The 17,563-nt window shown below is 70.4% G+C and carries 17 protein-coding genes; 13 read left to right on the top strand and 4 right to left on the bottom strand.

Annotated features, from left to right (window positions below; genetic code table 11):
* Window positions 1–63 precede the first annotated feature (63 nt).
* A complete protein-coding gene (locus tag OG285_RS37485; RefSeq protein ID WP_331760344.1) occupies window positions 64–897 on the top strand; it encodes a PIG-L family deacetylase in 834 nt (277 codons plus the stop codon).
* Between the two features lie 258 nt (window positions 898–1,155).
* Here the strand turns inward: OG285_RS37485 and OG285_RS37480 are convergent, their stop codons facing one another.
* Window positions 1,156–1,977, bottom strand: coding sequence for an SAM-dependent methyltransferase (locus OG285_RS37480; protein ID WP_331760343.1), 822 nt, complete (start codon window positions 1,975–1,977; stop codon window positions 1,156–1,158).
* A 114-nt stretch (window positions 1,978–2,091) separates the two neighbouring features.
* On the bottom strand, window positions 2,092–2,538 hold the full coding sequence (locus OG285_RS37475) for a MarR family transcriptional regulator (RefSeq protein ID WP_331760342.1): 447 nt from the start codon (window positions 2,536–2,538) through the stop codon (window positions 2,092–2,094).
* Between the two features lie 270 nt (window positions 2,539–2,808).
* Between OG285_RS37475 and OG285_RS37470 the strand changes: the two genes are divergently transcribed.
* From OG285_RS37470 to OG285_RS37450, 5 genes are all read left to right on the top strand, one after another.
* Entirely contained in the window at window positions 2,809–3,498 is a 690-nt protein-coding gene (locus OG285_RS37470) for a restriction endonuclease (protein ID WP_356830738.1), read from the top strand.
* A gap of 178 nt (window positions 3,499–3,676) precedes the next feature.
* Window positions 3,677–4,630 carry an aminoglycoside phosphotransferase family protein gene (locus tag OG285_RS37465; RefSeq protein ID WP_331760565.1) on the top strand — a complete coding sequence of 318 codons (954 nt, stop codon included), beginning with the start codon at window positions 3,677–3,679 and terminating at the stop codon, window positions 4,628–4,630.
* Between the two features lie 232 nt (window positions 4,631–4,862).
* Window positions 4,863–5,093, top strand: a complete 231-nt coding sequence (locus OG285_RS37460; RefSeq protein WP_371793731.1) for a hypothetical protein — start codon at window positions 4,863–4,865, stop codon at window positions 5,091–5,093.
* 128 nt (window positions 5,094–5,221) lie between these two features.
* Entirely contained in the window at window positions 5,222–6,766 is a 1,545-nt protein-coding gene (locus OG285_RS37455) for an FMN-binding glutamate synthase family protein (RefSeq protein WP_331760339.1), read from the top strand.
* A 115-nt stretch (window positions 6,767–6,881) separates the two neighbouring features.
* Window positions 6,882–7,670 (top strand): alpha/beta fold hydrolase, encoded by a 789-nt coding sequence (locus OG285_RS37450; RefSeq protein ID WP_331760338.1) that lies wholly within the window; start codon window positions 6,882–6,884, stop codon window positions 7,668–7,670.
* Here OG285_RS37450 and OG285_RS37445 read toward each other — a convergent pair.
* Entirely contained in the window at window positions 7,661–8,542 is an 882-nt protein-coding gene (locus tag OG285_RS37445; protein WP_331760337.1) for an SDR family oxidoreductase, read from the bottom strand. The genes OG285_RS37450 and OG285_RS37445 overlap by 10 nt on opposite strands.
* Window positions 8,543–8,628: 86 nt before the next feature.
* On the opposite strand from OG285_RS37445, the gene OG285_RS37440 reads away from it, so the two are divergent.
* On the top strand, window positions 8,629–9,207 hold the full coding sequence (locus tag OG285_RS37440; protein ID WP_331760336.1) for a helix-turn-helix domain-containing protein: 579 nt from the start codon (window positions 8,629–8,631) through the stop codon (window positions 9,205–9,207).
* Between the two features lie 42 nt (window positions 9,208–9,249).
* Here the strand turns inward: OG285_RS37440 and OG285_RS37435 are convergent, their stop codons facing one another.
* Window positions 9,250–10,179 (bottom strand): MBL fold metallo-hydrolase, encoded by a 930-nt coding sequence (locus OG285_RS37435; RefSeq protein WP_331760563.1) that lies wholly within the window; start codon window positions 10,177–10,179, stop codon window positions 9,250–9,252.
* 160 nt (window positions 10,180–10,339) lie between these two features.
* Between OG285_RS37435 and OG285_RS37430 the strand changes: the two genes are divergently transcribed.
* The 6 genes from OG285_RS37430 (at window position 10,340) to OG285_RS37405 (ending at window position 17,379) form a co-directional block, all read left to right on the top strand.
* A complete protein-coding gene (locus tag OG285_RS37430) occupies window positions 10,340–10,546 on the top strand; it encodes a hypothetical protein (RefSeq protein WP_331760335.1) in 207 nt (68 codons plus the stop codon).
* Window positions 10,533–12,002, top strand: coding sequence for an amidase (locus OG285_RS37425; protein WP_331760334.1), 1,470 nt, complete (start codon window positions 10,533–10,535; stop codon window positions 12,000–12,002). Before OG285_RS37430 ends, OG285_RS37425 begins: the two co-directional genes overlap by 14 nt.
* A 10-nt stretch (window positions 12,003–12,012) precedes the next feature.
* Window positions 12,013–12,573, top strand: coding sequence for a TetR/AcrR family transcriptional regulator (locus OG285_RS37420; RefSeq protein WP_331760333.1), 561 nt, complete (start codon window positions 12,013–12,015; stop codon window positions 12,571–12,573).
* Window positions 12,574–13,352: 779 nt separating this feature from the next.
* Complete coding sequence (locus OG285_RS37415; protein ID WP_331760332.1) at window positions 13,353–14,030, top strand: hypothetical protein; 678 nt, start codon at window positions 13,353–13,355, stop codon at window positions 14,028–14,030.
* Between the two features lie 179 nt (window positions 14,031–14,209).
* Window positions 14,210–15,679: an IucA/IucC family siderophore biosynthesis protein gene (locus tag OG285_RS37410; protein WP_331760331.1), complete on the top strand. Its 1,470-nt coding sequence runs from the start codon at window positions 14,210–14,212 to the stop codon at window positions 15,677–15,679.
* Window positions 15,646–17,379 (top strand): IucA/IucC family siderophore biosynthesis protein, encoded by a 1,734-nt coding sequence (locus OG285_RS37405; RefSeq protein WP_371793730.1) that lies wholly within the window; start codon window positions 15,646–15,648, stop codon window positions 17,377–17,379. The genes OG285_RS37410 and OG285_RS37405 overlap by 34 nt, the downstream gene beginning before the upstream one ends.
* Window positions 17,380–17,563 lie beyond the last annotated feature (184 nt).

The raw sequence follows: 17,563 nt of genomic DNA, 5'->3' as shown, positions 1-17,563 counted from the left end.
GGACCGCGGTACGCCCGCCGCGGACTCGGACCAAGACGTATTTCTTATGGAGGACTGTTTTTCATGACTGACCGGCCCTTGACGCTCATGGCAGTGCACGCCCACCCCGACGACGAGGCCACCGGAACGGGAGGGGTGCTCGCGCGGTACGCGGCGGAGGGCATCCGCACGGTTCTCGTGACCTGTACCGACGGCGGTTGCGGTGACGGACCGGGGGGTGTCAAGCCGGGCGGTCCCGGACACGATCCGGCGGCCGTCGCCCTGATGCGCCGGCAAGAACTCGAGGCGAGCTGTGACGTCCTGAAGATCAGCGATCTGGAGATGCTGGACTATGCCGACTCCGGGATGACGGGCTGGCCGAGCAACGACGCCCCCGGATCCTTCTGGCAGACCCCCGTGGAGGAGGGCGCCGCCCGACTCGCGGAACTCATGCGGCACTACCGGCCCGATGTGGTCGTCACCTACGACGAGAACGGCTTCTACGGCCACCCCGATCACATCCAGGCCCACCGCATCACGATGGCGGCGCTGGAGATGACCGCGCTGACACCGAAGGTGTACTGGACGACGATGCCCCGCTCGATGATGCAGCGGTTCGGGGAGACCATGCACGAGTTTCAGGAGGACATGCCGGAGCCGGATCCTGCCGAGGCCGCCGCCATGGCCGAGATCGGTCTCCCCGACGACGAGATCACCACGTGGGTGGACACCACCGCGTTCAGCGGCCAGAAGTTCGATGCGCTGGCCGCGCATGCCAGTCAGGGCGAGAACATCTTCTTCCTCAAGATGGGCAAGGAGAGGTTCGGCGAGTTGATGGGCATGGAGACCTTCGTACGGGTCAAGGACACCACCGGCGCGGCCGTGCCCGAGAACGACCTCTTCGCCGGACTGCGCTGATCCGGCAGCCCGCGTCCGGGCCCTCGCCGACGGCATCGACGCAGGCCCGCACCACCGACCCGACACCGCGCTCGTCCCCGGACCAGGACCACCTGGCAACCGCACAGGTGGGAGACCGGCCGGCTGCTGGCGGCTGGCCGCTGACTCGGACGGAGCGCGACAGCCCAGGTCACCACCCCGGCGGTCTGCTCCGATCAGGACAGACCGCCGGGGAAGTGACACGAAGCTGTGGCTCGCGCGGGTGGGTCGGCCGATGCTTCACGCCGTCGCGGTGAGGAATTGCGTCTGGATCTGGGTGGGGCGGTCGGCCACGGTCACTTCGAAGTGGTTGACCGCCGTCACCTCGTCCGCGTCGACGACCCGCCAGCCGGTCCTCTCGAAGAGTGTCAGCCAGGCGTCGCGGGACTGGATCGTGTGCAGCGGTCCGGCGCCGCCGAACATGACGTCGTCCACGGTGGAGACGACGAGGCCGGAGTCGAGGCCGGCAGGATGCACTTCGGCGGTGATGGCCAGGGTGCTCCCTGCTGCCGCGCGGCCGGAGAGCCGCGCCAGGAGTGATGCGACGTCGCCGGGTTCGAGGAACAGAGCGAGGTGTTCGGCGAGGAAGAGAGCCGGTCGGTGGGCGTCGTGCCCGGCGCGCGCCAGGACCTCGGCGACATCGTCGGTGTGGAAGTCCACGGCGGTCAGGGCGAGGTGCGTGGTGTCGGTGCCCATCATCCGGAGGCGGCGGGCCTTGTCCGCGACGACGTCGGGCAGATCGAGGTCGAAGAACGTCACGCCGGAGTGCCGGAACCGCAGGGCGCGGTCGTCGTGGCCGGCGCCGAGATTGACTACCTGGGGGACCCCCGCCGCGATGGCGTCCAGCACGAGTTGGTCGAAGTACGGAGCGCGGGGCGCCAGAAGCGCGAGGGACAGCGAGATGTCAGTGGGCGCGCCGCCCGGATCGATCGCCTTCAACCCCTGGGCAAGCGCACGCCCGGCGTCGGGGACGCCCTCGGTGGTGGACGGCCGCTCGAACTCGGCGCGCCCGAGGGCGCAGACCTCGCGGATCATTGTCAGCAGCGGATGTTCCTGCGTCATGATGATTGCTCCTTCGGCGCTGGACGCGTGCGTCCGGGCAGGTTCGCGGGCGCGGCGGCGGATGCCGCCACGGCGGGAATGAGGAATGCGGTCCGACGGGCTGGGTCGGGCGCGTTACGAGTCACCCGGGTTCGGCAGGCCGGCGGTGATCTTGGCGAGCAGCATGTGGAGGGTGGTCCGCTCCGACTCGGTCAGCGGCGCGAGGATGGACTCGTCCGCCGCGGCCATCGCCTCGTCGCGCCCGGCTGTGAGCGCGATCCCGGCGTCGGTCGCGAAGACGCGCTTGCTGCGTTCGTCGCCGCCCTCGAATCGGCGTTCAACGAGGTTTCGCGCTTCGAGCCCGCGCAGGACGCCGGAGACGTTCGCCGCGGTCGTACGGGACGCTCGCGCGATGTCGCGCTGGATGGCACCGGGATGGGCGGCGAGATGGCTCAGGACGAACGCCTGCTGCAAGCTGAGTCCTCGCGTGCGGATCCACTCCTGCCCTGCCCGCACCTGGGCCCAATTGATGACCCTGAGGCTTTCGAGGGGACTGGCGGGACGGTGTTCCGACTGATCCATACCCCGACGGTAACCATTAAGAACTTAACAGTCAATGCGTTAAGTGGCACTGCGCCGCCCTTCAGCAGCGCGACCGCAGCCCGTGTCGTTGCTCAGAGCTACACGCCACCCGGCCGTAGCCGTACGAGAACAGGGCCTCATCTGCTGGTTCCGGCCACGGAACGCTTTCTGCCATTCATCCGCAACTCGGCTACAGCGATGTCGGGCGCGGACTACACAAGAGAGCTTGGGGTGGGGTACCGCGGTGCACAGTCCGGGAGCGGGGGAGTGATGGCGTCACGACGACGGCGTCGGAGACTGAAGAAGCGGACGCGCAGGCAATTGCAGGGCTGGGGTGCGGTGGCTGCGGCGGTGGCCGTGGTGTGGACGGCCGGACACTGGACGCTGGTGTGGCCGGTCCTGGTGGCCGTGCCGGCCGCGGTCGTGGTGGGTGGGGCCGGCTGGATGCTGCTGCGCACGCACCGTCTGGCGGTAGGCCGGGACCGGAAGTGGCGGGCACAGGAGGAGGCCCGGGCAAGGGAGTTGTCGATGGCCGATGTCGACGCCCTGTCGTGGCAGGACTTCGAGACGTACGTCGCCGACCTGTGCCGGCGGGACGGCTGTACGAAGGTGGTCGTCAGCGGCAGGAGCGGCGACCTGGGCGCGGACGTCGTCGGCTACCTCGCAGACGGCCGCAAGCTCGTCGTCCAGTGCAAGAAGTACGCCCCTGCCCGGGGGGTGGGTTCGCAGGACATGCAGAGGTTCGTCGGTACTGCCCGCCCGGAACACGGCGCGGACGTCGCCCTGTTCGTCACGACCGGCCGCACGTTCACGTCGGCCGCACTCGGTCTGGCCCTGCGTCAGGATGTGGTGGCCGTGCACCGTGACCTGCTGGGCTCCTGGGTCAAAGGCGCGCATCTGGAATCCCTGATCCCCTTGAACGGAAGCGGCGGTGGTGCCTCGCGGCGCCCGCCTGCCTGACCGCAGCGAAGCCCCCCCCGGCTGCTCAGCGCCCGCATTACCCCCGTGGCAGAGGAGTCGGCTGCCGCCGGTGCCGTACGGGCCGCCGTTGAGGGGCACAGGGAAGGGAGCAGGGTGGCCCTCGCCTCCAGTGAAAAGCATTTTGCGCGTGCTGTGGTCCGGATGGTGGGGTGGCACGGTGACCAACCACGAAGAGGCGGCGGCTGTGCGACCGTTGACACTGGCCTGGGTGAGCCGGTACCTGGAGGCCGGCGAACGGGTCGTCAGGACCGAGGCGCTGCACGGCGGTATCACTGCCGAAGTGCGGAGGCTGACCGTCGGCACGGGGGACGGAGGCACCCGTGACCTGGTGCTGCGGACCTTCGTCGACGTGGAGCACGCCGAGGACTGGCTGACCAGGGAGGCCGGCGCCCTGCCCCTGCTCACCGGGACCGGCGTGCCGGCTCCCGGACTGATCGCGGTTGATCCGACCGCCGCGCATTGCGAGTATCCGTCGCTCCTCATGACACATCTGGCGGGCCGGACGGTCCTCGACGATGAGGGACTGGAGACGCGCGTCCCCCTGCTCGCCCGTCAACTCGTGGCGATCCACGCGTTGCGACCCGTCGAGCGGCCCCGGGAGTACGTGGCGTGGACGACCGCCGACACCGTCGTGATTCCGAAGGGCGCCGACGCGGCGGCCTGGGCCGCGGCGATCGATGTGATCCGCAAGCCGGCGCCGCCCTATGAAGGGCGGTTCCTGCACCGGGACTTCCAACCCGGCAACGTGCTGTTCGACATGCCGCCCCAAGAGCCGGCAGGCGCCCGGATCACCGGCGTGGTCGACTGGGCGGCGGCCTCCTGGGGCCCGACGGATCTCGATGTGGCGCACTGCTCCGCCATTCTCGCGCTGCTGCACGGCCCGGCGTGGGGTCTGCGGTTCGCTGAGGCGTACGAGGCGGCCGGCGGGGTGCTGGCCGCGACCGCGAGCGAGCGGCTGTACTGGCGGGTACGGGACGGGCTGGCGTCCTCGGAAGAAGTGCGGTTGGTGGCGCAGCCATGGCGGGAGGCAGGGAGGACGGAACTGACGACGCGAGCTGTGGAGGAGCGGCTGGATGCCTATGTCACCGCCCTGATGGACGGGCTGGGCTGAGCCAAGGCGGTCCGGCGCGTGGCACGGCAGCGAACCGCCATGGTCTGTGCCGTACCTCGCGACCTCGCACCTACCGGTGCCCCTGGACCGCAGGAGGGTCCGTGCAGGAAGGGGAACCGTATGGAGCGGGCCCGAGTCCTGCTGCTGGACGCGGCTCCTGGCGAGTCGCTCGGTCGGGAGCTGGAGCGTCCGCTCGGCCACGGGCCGGCCGTCACGCTGAACCTCCCGGCGGGTGGCCGAGCACGCCGGGGTGAGCGCTGCCTGGTCCGGGCGGGCGGAACTCACCGACTTCGATGTCTTCGACGAATCCGCTCTGCTCGCCCGGACCGTCCGGGACGGACGCGGCTACCACGCGGTCAAGTCCCGCACCGGTGTGCCGCTGCGCGCCGCCTTCCTCGCGGGGGCGACCGACCCACCCGACGACCCTGATCACATGGCTGTTCGCACGGGCTTCTACTATTAAATTCGCGTTCTCCGACGGACGCCGACGCCCGCTTGGTCGTGCCCGCCGCCCAACGCCCGACACGACACGACGACGCGACGACGTCCACCGCACGGCGATGGAGTCGAGCGTCGAGGAGAGGAACGTTCATGCGCGCCCGGAGCATCGCCGCGGCCACCGGAACAGCATTGGCGCTGCTGGTGGCCCGCGACCTCGTCCAGAAGAAGCACGCACTGCTCCGGAACTTCCCGGTGATCGGACACGCCCGGTACCTGCTGGAGACGATCGGGCCGGAGCTGCGGCAGTACATCGTGACCTCCAACGACGAGGAGCGTCCGTTCAGCCGTGACCAGCGCACCTGGATCTACGCGTCGGCGAAGGCGGAGAACAACTACTTCGGGTTCGGCACCGACAATGACGTCGAGCACATGCAGGGCCACGCCTACCTGAAGCAGCGCACGTTCGCCGACACGCTGCCCGACGCGCACGACCCGCAGGCCCCCCTGCCATCGGCCAAGGTGCTGGGCGGCCCGCGCGGGCGCGCCAAGGCGTTCCGGCCGGCGAGCGTGGTGAACATCTCGGCGATGAGCTTCGGATCGCTCTCCGGCGCGGCGATCACGGCGCTCAACAAGGGGGCGGCACTGGCGGGCACGCTGCAGAACACGGGAGAGGGCGGCCTCTCGCCGTACCACCGCAACGGCGGGGACCTCATCCTTCAGCTCGGTACGGCGTACTTCGGCTGCCGCAACGAGGACGGCAGCTTCAACATCGACAAGCTGAAGGATGTCGTCGCCGGCGCCCCGGTCAAGGCGATAGAGATCAAGCTCTCCCAGGGCGCCAAGCCTGGTCTGGGCGGGCTGCTGCCGGGCGCGAAGGTGACCCCGGAGATCGCCGAGATCCGCGGCATCCCCGTCGGCAAGGACTGCGCCTCCCCGTCGCGGCACACCGCGTTCGGTGACGTCGACTCGATGCTCGACTTCGTCGAACTGCTCGCCGCCGAGACCGGCCTGCCGGTCGGGGTCAAGAGCGCGGTGGGAGAGATGGACTTCTGGCAGGAGCTGGCCACGCTGATGGCGCGTGGTGACCGTGGTGTCGACTTCGTGACCATCGACGGTGGCGAGGGCGGCACCGGGGCGGCGCCGCTGACCTTCACCGACTCGGTTTCGCTGCCGTTCCGGATGGGCTTCTCCCGGGTCTACGGCACCTTCGCCGAGCTGGGGCTGACCGACGACCTGACCTTCATAGCCTCCGGCAAGCTCGGCCTGCCCGAGAACGCCGCGGTCGCCTTCGCGCTGGGCGCCGACATGATCAACGTGGCTCGTGAGGCGATGCTGTCGATCGGCTGCATCCAGTCGCAGAAGTGCCACACCGACAAGTGCCCCACCGGCGTCGCCACCCAGAACCCCTGGCTGGCCCGCGGCCTCGACCCGACCTCGAAGGCCACCCGGGCCGCTGTCTACCTGCGCACCCTGCGCAAGGAGTTGGTGAAGATCTCGGGGGCCGTCGGTGTCGCCCACCCGGCACTCATCAAAGCCACCGACATCGAGATCATGAACGGTGACTACGACGCCCGCACCCTGCTCAGCGTCTACGGCTACAAGGACGGCTGGGGCGAGCTCGGCCCGCACCTCGCCGAGGAGATCACCGCACTGCTCGCCACCAATCCGGCCTCCGTGCGGCGACCGGCCGTCTGACGCCGACAGTGACAAGCACCGCGCTCACCGCACTCCTGCCCGGAGCACGCGCGGGGCGCCAGCCGGCGTCGCCCTCCCCTGCCCCACGACCAGTCCACGCCTAGGTGATCACAACATGACCGAAAAAGTGAGATTCCGGAGCACCGTCGGACCCGAACTGGCCGGAGTGATCGACCTGCCGGAGGGCGAGATCCGCGGCTGGGGACTCTTCGTACACGGATTCACGCTCGGCAAGGACTCGCCGGCCGCCTCGCGCGTCAGCAAGCAGCTGGCACGCGAAGGGATCGGAATGCTGCGCTACGACAACCTCGGGATCGGAGGCTCCGACGGCGACTGGGGCGACGGTTCCTTCACCGTCAAGGTCCAGGACACGGTCCGGGCGGCGAATCTGATGGCGGAGCGAGGGACTCCGGTGGATCTGCTGGTGGGGCACTCATGGGGAGGCGCCGCCGCCCTCGCCGCAGCGGCGGAGATCACCGGGGTCCGCGCGCTCGCCACCATCGGGGCGCCTGTCGATCCCAGCCACGTCGAGCGACAGTACGACGCGGTCATGGACCGGGTTCTCAGTGCAGGGGCGCACGAGTGGTTCGTCGGCGGGAGAACCCTGGTCCTCAAGCGCGCCTTCGTGGAAGACGTCCACCACGCTCACCTGCGCGACCGGATACGCAAGGTGAACCAGCCGCTGCTCGTCCTGCATTCGCCCACCGACTCCACCGTCGACATCGCCAACGCCGGTGAGATCTTCCGCGAGGCACGACACCCGCGGAGTTTCGTCTCGCTCGAAGGGGCAGACCATCTCCTGACCGCGCGAGGACAGGCGCAGCGAGCCGCCCACATCATCAGCGCCTGGGCCGACCAGTACATCGACGGGTCAGGGTCCGGAGGAAAGGCGTCTCAGGGCTGAATGTTCTCCAGGTCGTCGAGGAGGCCGGAGTGCGTCGGCTGCCACCCGAGGGCATCGCGGGTGTGGGCGCTGGACGCAGGCTGGTCCATGGCGAAGATCGGGCCGAACGGGCCGAAGGTCTCCTCCGGTACGGTCTCCACCGGCAGGCCCAGCCGACGGCCGATGACGGTCGCGATGTCCCGCACCGCGTCGCCCTCGTCGGCCACGGCGTGCCAGGCTGTGCCGGCCGGCGCCGACTCGAGGACCAGACGGAACAGGACCGCCGCGTCGAGCGCGTGCACGGCCGGCCAGCGCTGGGTGCCGTCGCCCGGGTAGCCGGCCACTCCGCTGCGGCGCGCTTGATCGGCCAACAGGCCGGCGAATCCGCCCTGGCCCTCGTTGTGGACCGTGCGCGGCATGCGGACAGCCGCGCTGCGCACACCACGCGAGGCCAGATCCAGCAGTGCGTTGACCGAACGGCCCCGACCGCCCACCGGTCCGTCGGTCGGCAGCGGATCGGCCTCGGTGGAGGCGCGGCCCGGCACCCAGGGCGTACCCGAGACCGTGGCCATCGGGCGGTCGCTCCCGATCAGCTCCTGCCCCAGAGCGGTGAGAGCGGCGCTCTCCTGGGCGATGGCCTGCGCGAGCGCGTCCGGGCTGCTGTAGTCGCGCCCGAACGCCAGACTGATCACGCCGTCGGACTGCGCGGCGCCGGACCGCAGGACGTCGAGGTCCGCCAGATCTCCTCGCAGCACCTTGGCGCCGGCGCTTTCGAGCGTCTGCGCGGAGCGATCCGAGCGAGCCAGTGCGAGAACGGTGTGACCGTTGCCGAGCAGTTCGGCGACGACGGCGGAGCCGATGGTTCCGGTACCGCCGGTGATGAAGACGTGCATGAGCTCTCCCTCAGTGATGGGACCCTTGTCCCATCACTGACCCTACATGGTGATGGGACAGCTGTCCCATCACCTATCCTGTTCTTATGACCAGATGGCAACCAGGGGCGACCCAGCGACTCGTCGTCGCAGCCGTCGATCTGTTCACCGAGCAGGGGTACGACGCCACCACGGTGACGCAGATCGCCGAGCGCGCCGGCGTCACCAAGAGCACCTTCTTCCGGCACTTCTCCGACAAGCGGGAGCTGCTGGTCGCCGGCCAGGAGACACTCGGCAGACTGCTCGCCGACGGCATCACCGAGGCGCCTGCGAGCGCCAGCCCGCTCCAGGCGGTGGCAGCAGGTCTTGAGCGCGCGTCGAACGCCATGGGACCGACGAACCGCGAACTCGGCCCCCGCCTCAAAGCGGCCGTGGCGGCCAGTACTGAACTTCAGGAGCGCGACGCCCTCAAGAGCGTCGGTCTCGCGGCCGCCATGACAGCCGCGCTCATCGCCCGCGGTGTCCCTGACCCGACTGCTCATCTCGCGGGCGAGCTGGGAGTCCTCGCGTTCAAGCGGGGCTACGCCCAGTGGTCCGAAAGTGATCGTGATGACGCGGACGAGCTCGCGCCTCACGCACTGGCGGCCCTGGAGGACCTGCGCGCGGCAACGGCGACGCTGAGCTGAGCCAGCTGCGGCGCTGATCCGGATACGGCGCTGATCCTCCGTTCAGCCACGGGCCGTTGCGCCCCCGGGTGCGGACGGCGTCAGCCGGTACGCATGGCCCTCGCGCCGCACGTGACCGGCGGTCGGCGGCGGGAAGTGGCTGCCGAGCAGCAGGGTCGAGGTGCCGGCCAGCGAGTCGAGCATCCGGTGTCGGGTCCTGGCGGCGAGTCCGGGGGCGATGTCCACGCAGCTGGAGAGCTCCGGATGCCCCATCTGGACCGGGTGGTGGATGCTGTCGCCACTGATGAGTGCGCTCTCGCCCCGGCTGCTCAGCTCCACCGTCACCTGGCCCGGAGTATGGCCGGGGCTGGGCAGCAGGCGGACACCCGGCGCGATGTCCGTGCCCGCGTCCGCGACGTCGATGAGGTCGAAGAGGCCCGCGTCCCGGACGGGGTGCACCGAGTCCCGGAACATCTGTAGCCGCGCCTCCTCCATCTCGACACCGGCCCAGTGGTTCCATTCGGTACGCGAGGTGAGATAGCGCGCGTTGGGGAAGGTGGGCACCCAACTGCCGCCTTCGGAGCGCGTGTTCCATCCCACGTGGTCGGTGTGAAGGTGGGTCAGGATGACGACGTCCACGGTCTCCGGGGCGAAGCCCGCCGCCGTCAGCCGCGCTTCGTAGTCGCTGTTCAGGTTGTGCCAGGCGGGGTTGGTGCGCTGCTTTCCGTTTCCGATGCCGGTGTCGACCAGTATCCGCAGCCCGTCCGCCTCGACCGCGAAGCTGTGGCTCGCCAGCCGGAGGACGCCCTCCTCGTCGGCGAAGTCGGGGCGCAGCCAAGGGGTCCGGGTCACGACGTCCGCAGTCGCCCCGGGCAGCAGCCACGGGCCGGTCGCGGCGGGAAGGGCTGCTTCGTCGATACGTCGCACGGTGTGGTCGCCCACGGACCATGCGGGGGTCTGTGCGGTTGCCGGGGCGCTGGGATTCGAGGGCACGGGCACGGTGATCTTCCCTTACGTTCGCTAAAAGCAACTGGTTTGCTTTAAGTCACCGTAGGTTCTACCGTCATCTAAAGCAAACGATTCGCTTTTAGGTGGTCGCGGACCGTGGACCAGTTCCCGGGCCGATCCACCGCACAGCGCGGGAAGGACTCTCATGACCAGCGAACTCACTCCCCAGCACGCAGCTCACGGCGCCCTGCGGGCGGGACTCGCCCTCGGGGACGACCGCCACGAAGCGGTGGCCGCGACCGCCAACCACATCCACTCCGTCATCACCACGCTGCGAGAACTCGACTTCGCGGACACGCCCCCTGCGGTCTCGTACCGAGCCGGACAGGGGAACGCCGATGCAGCCCTTTGAGCTGTCCCTCGCCGAGGCGGCCCGCGCGGTACGCGCACGGGAACTGTCCCCGGTCGAGCTCACCGAATCCGTACTGGCCCGCATAGGCGCGGTCGACGGACGGCTCCACGCCTTCGTCACCGTCGCGGCGGACGCCGCTCTGGCCGCGGCGGTTCGCGCCGAACGGGAAATCTCCGGAACCGGACCGCGCGGCCCGCTGCACGGGATCCCCATGGGCCTCAAGGACCTGATCGACGCCGCAGGCCTGCCCACCACGGCGAGCTCGGACGTCCGGGCCGGGCACATCGCGGACCACGACAGCGAGGTGGCCGCACGTCTGAAGGCTGCCGGGGCCGTTCTCCTGGGCAAGACGCACACCCATGAATTCGCCTACGGCCTGACCACTCCACAGACCAGCAACGCATGGGACCAGAGCCGCGTCGCCGGAGGGTCGAGCGGCGGCTCCGCGGTGGCGGTCGCCGCGGGCGGGGCGACGTTCGCCCTGGGCACCGACACGGGAGGTTCCATCCGGGTCCCCGCCGCACTCAACGGCGTGGTGGGCCTCAAGCCGACCTACGGTCTCGTCTCCCGTTCCGGTGTGACCTCGCTGTCCTGGTCCCTGGACCATGTCGGCCCCATCACCCGCAGCGCGCGGGACGCGGCTCTGGTGCTGGCCGCGACAGCCGGGTACGACCCGCGCGACCCGGCGAGTGTGCCCGGCCCGGCGGCGTCCTTCACCGGCGGCGGTGGTCCGACGGGGCCGGGCGGTGATCTGCGGGGGCTCAGGGTCGGCATCCCCCGCAATCACTACTTCGACAGGGTCTCGCCCGAGGTCGAGGAGGCCGTGCGCCGGGCGATCGAGCGGCTGGCGGAGCTCGGCGCGAAGCTCGTCGACGTGGAGATCCCGATGGCACGCTATGTCCGGGCCACTCAGTGGGGGCTGATGGTTCCCGAGGCCACGGCCTACCACGAGCGGTCATTGCGGGCCGCCCCGGACCTGTACACCCCTGACGTACGCATCCTGCTCGAAGCCGGCGAACTCACCTCGGCCGGCGACTACCTGCGCGCCCAGCGGGCCCGCACCATGATGCGCGACGGCTGGGCCCGCATGTTCGACGGGATCGACGTCCTCGCCGCCCCGACGGTGCCGATGACGGCTGCCAAGTCCGGCCAGGACACGGTCGTGTGGGCCGACGGCACCGTGGAAACGGTGTCCGACAGCTATGTCCGCCTCTCCGCCCCGGCCAACATCACCGGCGTCCCGGCCCTCACTCTGCCGGTCGGGCACGATCACGCCGGACTGCCGATCGGTATGCAGCTGATGGCACGTCCCTTCCAGGACGCGACGGTGCTGCGCGTGGGGCGGGTGTACGAGGAGGCGGCCGCCGATGTGGGGCGGGTCGCCCCGGTGGCCACCCGGGACGCCCAGTCGCCGAAAACGAAAGGGAGGCGGCTTGAAGCAACGTATTCGCCTTAAGGTAGAACGCATGAGCCCCAAGCCCATGACGCGCCCCGGCGGGCGCAGCGCCCGTGTGCAGGAGTCCGTTCATGCAGCGGTCCGCGAACTCGTCGGCGAGACGGGCCGCGAAGCACTGACCGTTCCCCGGGTGGCGGCCCGTGCCGGTGTGACACCGTCCACGATCTACCGCCGCTGGGGCGACCTGCAGGAACTCCTGTCCGACGTCGCAGTCGAACGGCTGCGCCCGGACACTGACCCCGTCGATCTCGGCAGCCTGCGGGCCGACCTCGACGCATGGGCGGAACAGTTCCTCGACGAGATGGCCTCTCCGCCCGGGCGGGCGTACATCCGTGATGCGCTCCTCGGCGATCCGGACGGCACCAACGCCGGCCAGTGCTCCGCCTACGCCGCGGAGCAGATCGACTCCGTCCTCAACCGCGCGACACGGCGCGGAGAGGCAGTGCCTGCCACGGAACGGGTGATCGACCGGGTCGTGGCGCCGATGATGTACCGCATCCTCTTCCGCCCCGGTCGACTGGACGCCGCGTACGCGCGCGAACTCGTAACGAACGCCCTCGACCGGACCTGACGGCGAAACCCGCACGGGAGCGACCGCGCGGAGTCGCCATCCAGACCTGGCTCCCGGGGCCCACCACCGCACCTGTGGGCGCGGTCTCCTACCTGAGGCGGGTTTGCCGGGTGCCCGTCTCGGCGGACCGCCTGATCGCGTCGAGCAGTCGGTGCAGCCGCAGGCCGGCTTCGACATCCGGTGTACTGCGGGTTCCGGTGCGCAGGTCTTCGCGAACCGGGCATACGGCTGGGCCACGTTGAAGGGCTCGAAGCTGCTGGCCGCGTCCCGGGCCCAGCGGTGCCGGTCGGGGACGGGGAGCTCCTGCCACGAGCCGTTCTGGGGATGGGTTCCGAGCAGGCGCAGCTCGCCGATCGGAGCGATTTCGAGCCGGGTACGGGCGTCGGTGACTGTGGTGTCGTGGATGTGCGCCGACACCGCCGCACCGACGAGGAGTTCTCTGCCTGCCCTGTCCGCGGCACGACCACCCGGACCGGGACACGGTCCACGCCTACTTCGCCCGTCGGCAGAAAGAGGGCCTATTCGGCCAGCTCAACGTCCCCCTCCGCCGTCAAGTCCGCAGGCGGGAAGGCCGCGACGACGAACCGACCGCCGTTCGGCCCCGAGTGACCTCCCCGGCTCGCTGCACCACCCGGCCGGGCTCGTCGCCACCGCGCGAAGCCGTCACCGGGGTAGGGCCACACACAGGGGGGCGTACCGGCTGCGGTCTGCCGCAAGATCAGTAAGTGCGACGCAAACACGCCTCGTCACGCCTCGTTGCTCACTGTAAGAAGAACCTCATGAAGAACATCATCGCGCAGCGGCCGGTCCGCATCCTGGCCATGATCTCCGCCCTGACGCTGGGAGCCACGGGTACGGCGAGTGCGGCGCAGCGAGAACCCGCAGCCCGCAGTTGCCCGACGGCGGAGGTCTTCGCCACCGACAACACCGCGATCATCACCGACCCCGGGGACCCCCGTCTCAGCACCCACCTGACCCGGTTCGACCGGGAGGTGCGCAGCATCATCCACACCCAAGGGGCGGCAGCCGGTGCCTCGACCCTTCTGGGCGGTGTCTTCTGGTCCACCGACCTGCAGCAGGCCACTTACGAGCGCTCCCGTGAGTTCGAGGTCAACAAGATCAGTCCCGCCGGCCTCCACCACGTCGCCAGTGTGATCGCCAAGCGCTACGGCCAGGAGGCGGTCCTCACCTTCCGCTGCCTCAAGCGCACTTCGCCCGATACCGACGCAGTGCAGATCCAGGCCTCCGGTGTCAGCTGGACCCGCCTGCACGACGCCCTCGTTCAGGACCCCGAGGCGCGCGCCCGGCTCGGCGGAGGGTCGGTCACACTCGACGGCCGGCTCATCCTCGTCGCCTCGCTGGCGGATCTGGACCTGGCCAGGAAGTTCACGGCCCGTCTCGGCGTGGACTGGAACAAGACCACGATCCGCTACGGCGACAAGGAGTTCGTGAGCTGATACGGGAAGCAGCTGGTACGGGAAGGGCCCCTCCTCAGTGAGGCACCCACCACCGGCGAACGGTGTGGACCTGTGTCATCGGTCATTGAGTTCCCCGACGGGGCAGGTCCTTCCCCCGTACGGACGAAAGCGGGTACCGGCGGGTGCAGCGGGCGGGTTCCCAGGGGAGGGAACCCGCCATGGTGTATCGCGCGGAGCTCGCCGCGGCCCGGCCCGACATGCTCTCCCCCTACGACGCCGCCTATCCCCTCGCGTCGGCGGCGGTGCTGGGCCGGTTGTGGGGAGCGCTCGCCCGGGAGCCGCTGCCCGGGCTGGCGAACCGCAGGAGCGACGGGTCCTCCCTGACGGTGACCTTCGACAACGGCCGCCGCGTCACCGGCCCTTCGGCCGCTGCCGGCCTCGTTGCCCGGGACCTGACCGCGCTCATGGTCGACGGGCGTGCTGTCAACGACCCGCGGGCCGTCGTGCTCGCTCTGTGGCCGGGAGCGGCAGGGGCGCGCTTCGCCGGTGAGGTGACGGGCAGCGTCGCCGGACTCGCCCTGGCCCGTGCTCACCGGCCGCACGCGGACGCGGAGACGGGCGAGCGCGACAGCACCTGGTACGAGCAGAGCGTCGTGGACGGGCACCCCTTGCACCCGTGCTGCCGCAACCGGCCAGGGATGTCGCTGGCTGAAACCCTCGCGTACGCACCCGAGTTCCGCCCGGTCCTCGACCTGCCCCTGGTGGCTGTACCCCGTGCACGCCTGCACACCCACGCACCCAACTGGCCGCTGACCGAAGGAGAGCACGTGCTGCTCCCGGTTCATCCGTGGCAGCGTGACCACGTCCTGCCCCGTTACGGCCTCGCACCGGCGACGTCGATGCGGGCGCGGCCACTGATGTCGCTGCGCACGCTCGCCACGGACCGCTGGCAGATCAAGACCTCGATCGATGTGCAGCTGACCTCTGCCGTGCGTGGTCTGTCCGCACGCAGTCTGCACAACGGGCCTGCCCTGTCGCGGGTCCTGCCCGACGTCCCCGGCCTGGCGCTGCTGCGCGACGTGCACGCCGCGGGCATCGACGCGCACCTGGCAGCGGTCCTGCGACAGCCACCCGAACACCACCTCGCCCCCGGCCACGTCGCGGTCCCGCTCTCGGCCCTGCCCGGCGCGGGAGTCGATGTGGCGGCGGCCGTGGCCGCCATCGTGCCGGCGTTGTTGCGGATGCTGGACCGCGGCGTCGCGCTGGAGGCGCACGGACAGAACACCCTTCTGACGCTGGACGCCGACGGTTCTCCCAAGGGCCTCCTCTACCGCGACCTCAGCAGTATCCGGGCCAGCCCTCACCGTCTGGGCGGTCTGCCGCCCCTCCACGGATCGGTGGCGTGCGACGACCCGGACGTCCTGCACGCAAAACTCGCCGCCGCCATGGTCGCCACACTCGCTGAACTCGTCCACAGCGCAGGGGACCCCGGCCTGTGGGGCCACGTCGCCCACCACATCGACTCCACCTACGCGGAGCTGCCCGCCGATGACTGGAACCGGAGGCACCATGCCCTGTTCTTCGCCCCCCGCCTGCCGGTGAAGGCGTACACGGCCAAACGCCTGGCCGGTGACGCCCACACCGACACCTGGGCATGGATTGCCAACCCGTACGCCGCACTCCGCTAGGGGCCGACACCGTGTGCGACCAGCGAACCCTCCCCGACGACGAGGCGCCGCAGCGCCGGCCCGTGCCGGGCGGCATCCCGGCCGGCGCCGGTGAGCACGCCGATTCCCTGTCCGCCACCGCGCTCCTGGGGTGTCTGATCCGCGAGATCGCCCGCCCGCACCTCTGCCAGGACACGGCCGGCGGCCACGCGGCCTACCTCCTGCCGGCGACCGGCGCACTCCTGCGGGTAGGGGCCGGCCGCCATCCCACCGAGCCCGAACTGCGCACCGCCGACGGCTGGTCGCCGCTGGCCTTCCCCGCGCTGGCCGCGCTGGTCACCGACGAACTCACCCGCCACACAGGACTCCCCAACCACACCCTCGCCGGCGAGATCACCGCCAGTCGCGACACCATCGCCGCATTCCTGGACGCCCGCGCCACCGCTGATCCGCCCCGCGACCTCTACATCCGCTCCGAACAGGCGCTGCTCGCCGGCCACCGCCACCACCCCGCCCCCAAGGCCCGTGGCACCGAACCGCCAGGCACCTGGCTGCCCTACGCACCCGAGGCCCACGCGCGCTTCCCCCTCGCCCTGCTCGCCGTACGCGCCGACCTCCTCGCGCAGGAGGGCGACTGCACGGGCCTGGACAGCCTGGGCACCGCCCCTCCCGGCTACCGGCTGCTCCCCGCCCACCCCTGGCAGCTCGCCCTCCTCGGCGACCTCCCCGCCTTTCACGACGGTCGCATCAAACGCCTGGGCGAAACCTCCGCCACGGTGGTGCCGACCTCATCCCTGCGCACGGTGTACCTGCCGGAAGCGGACCTGTTCTGCAAGTTCAGCCTCGATGTGCGGATCACGAACGACGTCCGCCGTCTGTGGACCCACGACCTGCGCCGACTGCGGACGATCGACGTACTCCTGCGCTCTGCTTTCGCCGACTTGCCGCCGCACTCCTCAGCCGGGATGCTGGCCGACCGCGGCCACCGGACCGCCGATCTCGCGGACGCCGACTCCTACGGGGCCTTCGCGGTCATCATCCGCGACGGGCCCCGCGCCCACCTGGACGCCGGCACCACCCCTCTCCTCACGGCCGGGATCAGCGAGGGCTTCCCGGGCAACCCCCTCGACTCCACCACCGCCGAAGGCGCCCTGACCTGGTGGCGCCGTTACCTCCACCACGTGGTCCCGGCGGTCCTGCATGCCTTCTTCCGCCACGGCCTCGTTCTCGAATGCCACCTCCAGAACGTCCTGGTCTGCGTCGACGACACCACCGGCCTCCCGGCCAAGGTCCTCTTCCGTGACCACGAAGGGGTCAAACTCCTCGCCGGGCGGCACACCGCACCCCTCCACCTTCTTCCCCCGGGGACCTCCGCACCCGTGGTGGAACCCGCCGAGGGCTGGCACCGGCTGACGTACTGCCTGGTCACCAACAACCTCCACGAAATCGCCGGCGCGATCACCCAGCGCCACCCCCACCTCGCCGGCACACTGTGGCCCCACGCCCAGCAGGTCTTCGCCGCCTGTGGCGCCGCGGCCGGAGACCCGCCCGAGATCCATGACCTGCTCGCCACCACCCACATCCCTGCCAAGGCCAACCTCCTGCTGCGCTGGCTCGGCGCGGACGGCGCGAGTTCGCGCTACGTTCCGATGCCCAACCCCCTGCGCACCAGCAGCACTTCACCCCGACAGCCCGGAACCAACGCACGCGACGCGCGGTGACAGGGCGTTACGCACTCCTGCCGGCGTAGTTGGACGGCCTTGCCGATCGAGGCCGCGGGGATGGCGGCCCGCTCGGTGACGGCGAACTCGTCGTGCCCGCACCTTCGACGACTGCTCGGCTCTGGCATTGGGGGTTTTCCCCGAAATCGTGGGATGCCCGCGGGCGGCACCCCGGGTGCCGGAG

The organism is Streptomyces sp. NBC_01471, from assembly GCF_041438865.1.
GTDB lineage: Bacteria > Actinomycetota > Actinomycetes > Streptomycetales > Streptomycetaceae > Streptomyces.
This window is presented reverse-complemented; position numbering and strand designations above follow the sequence as displayed.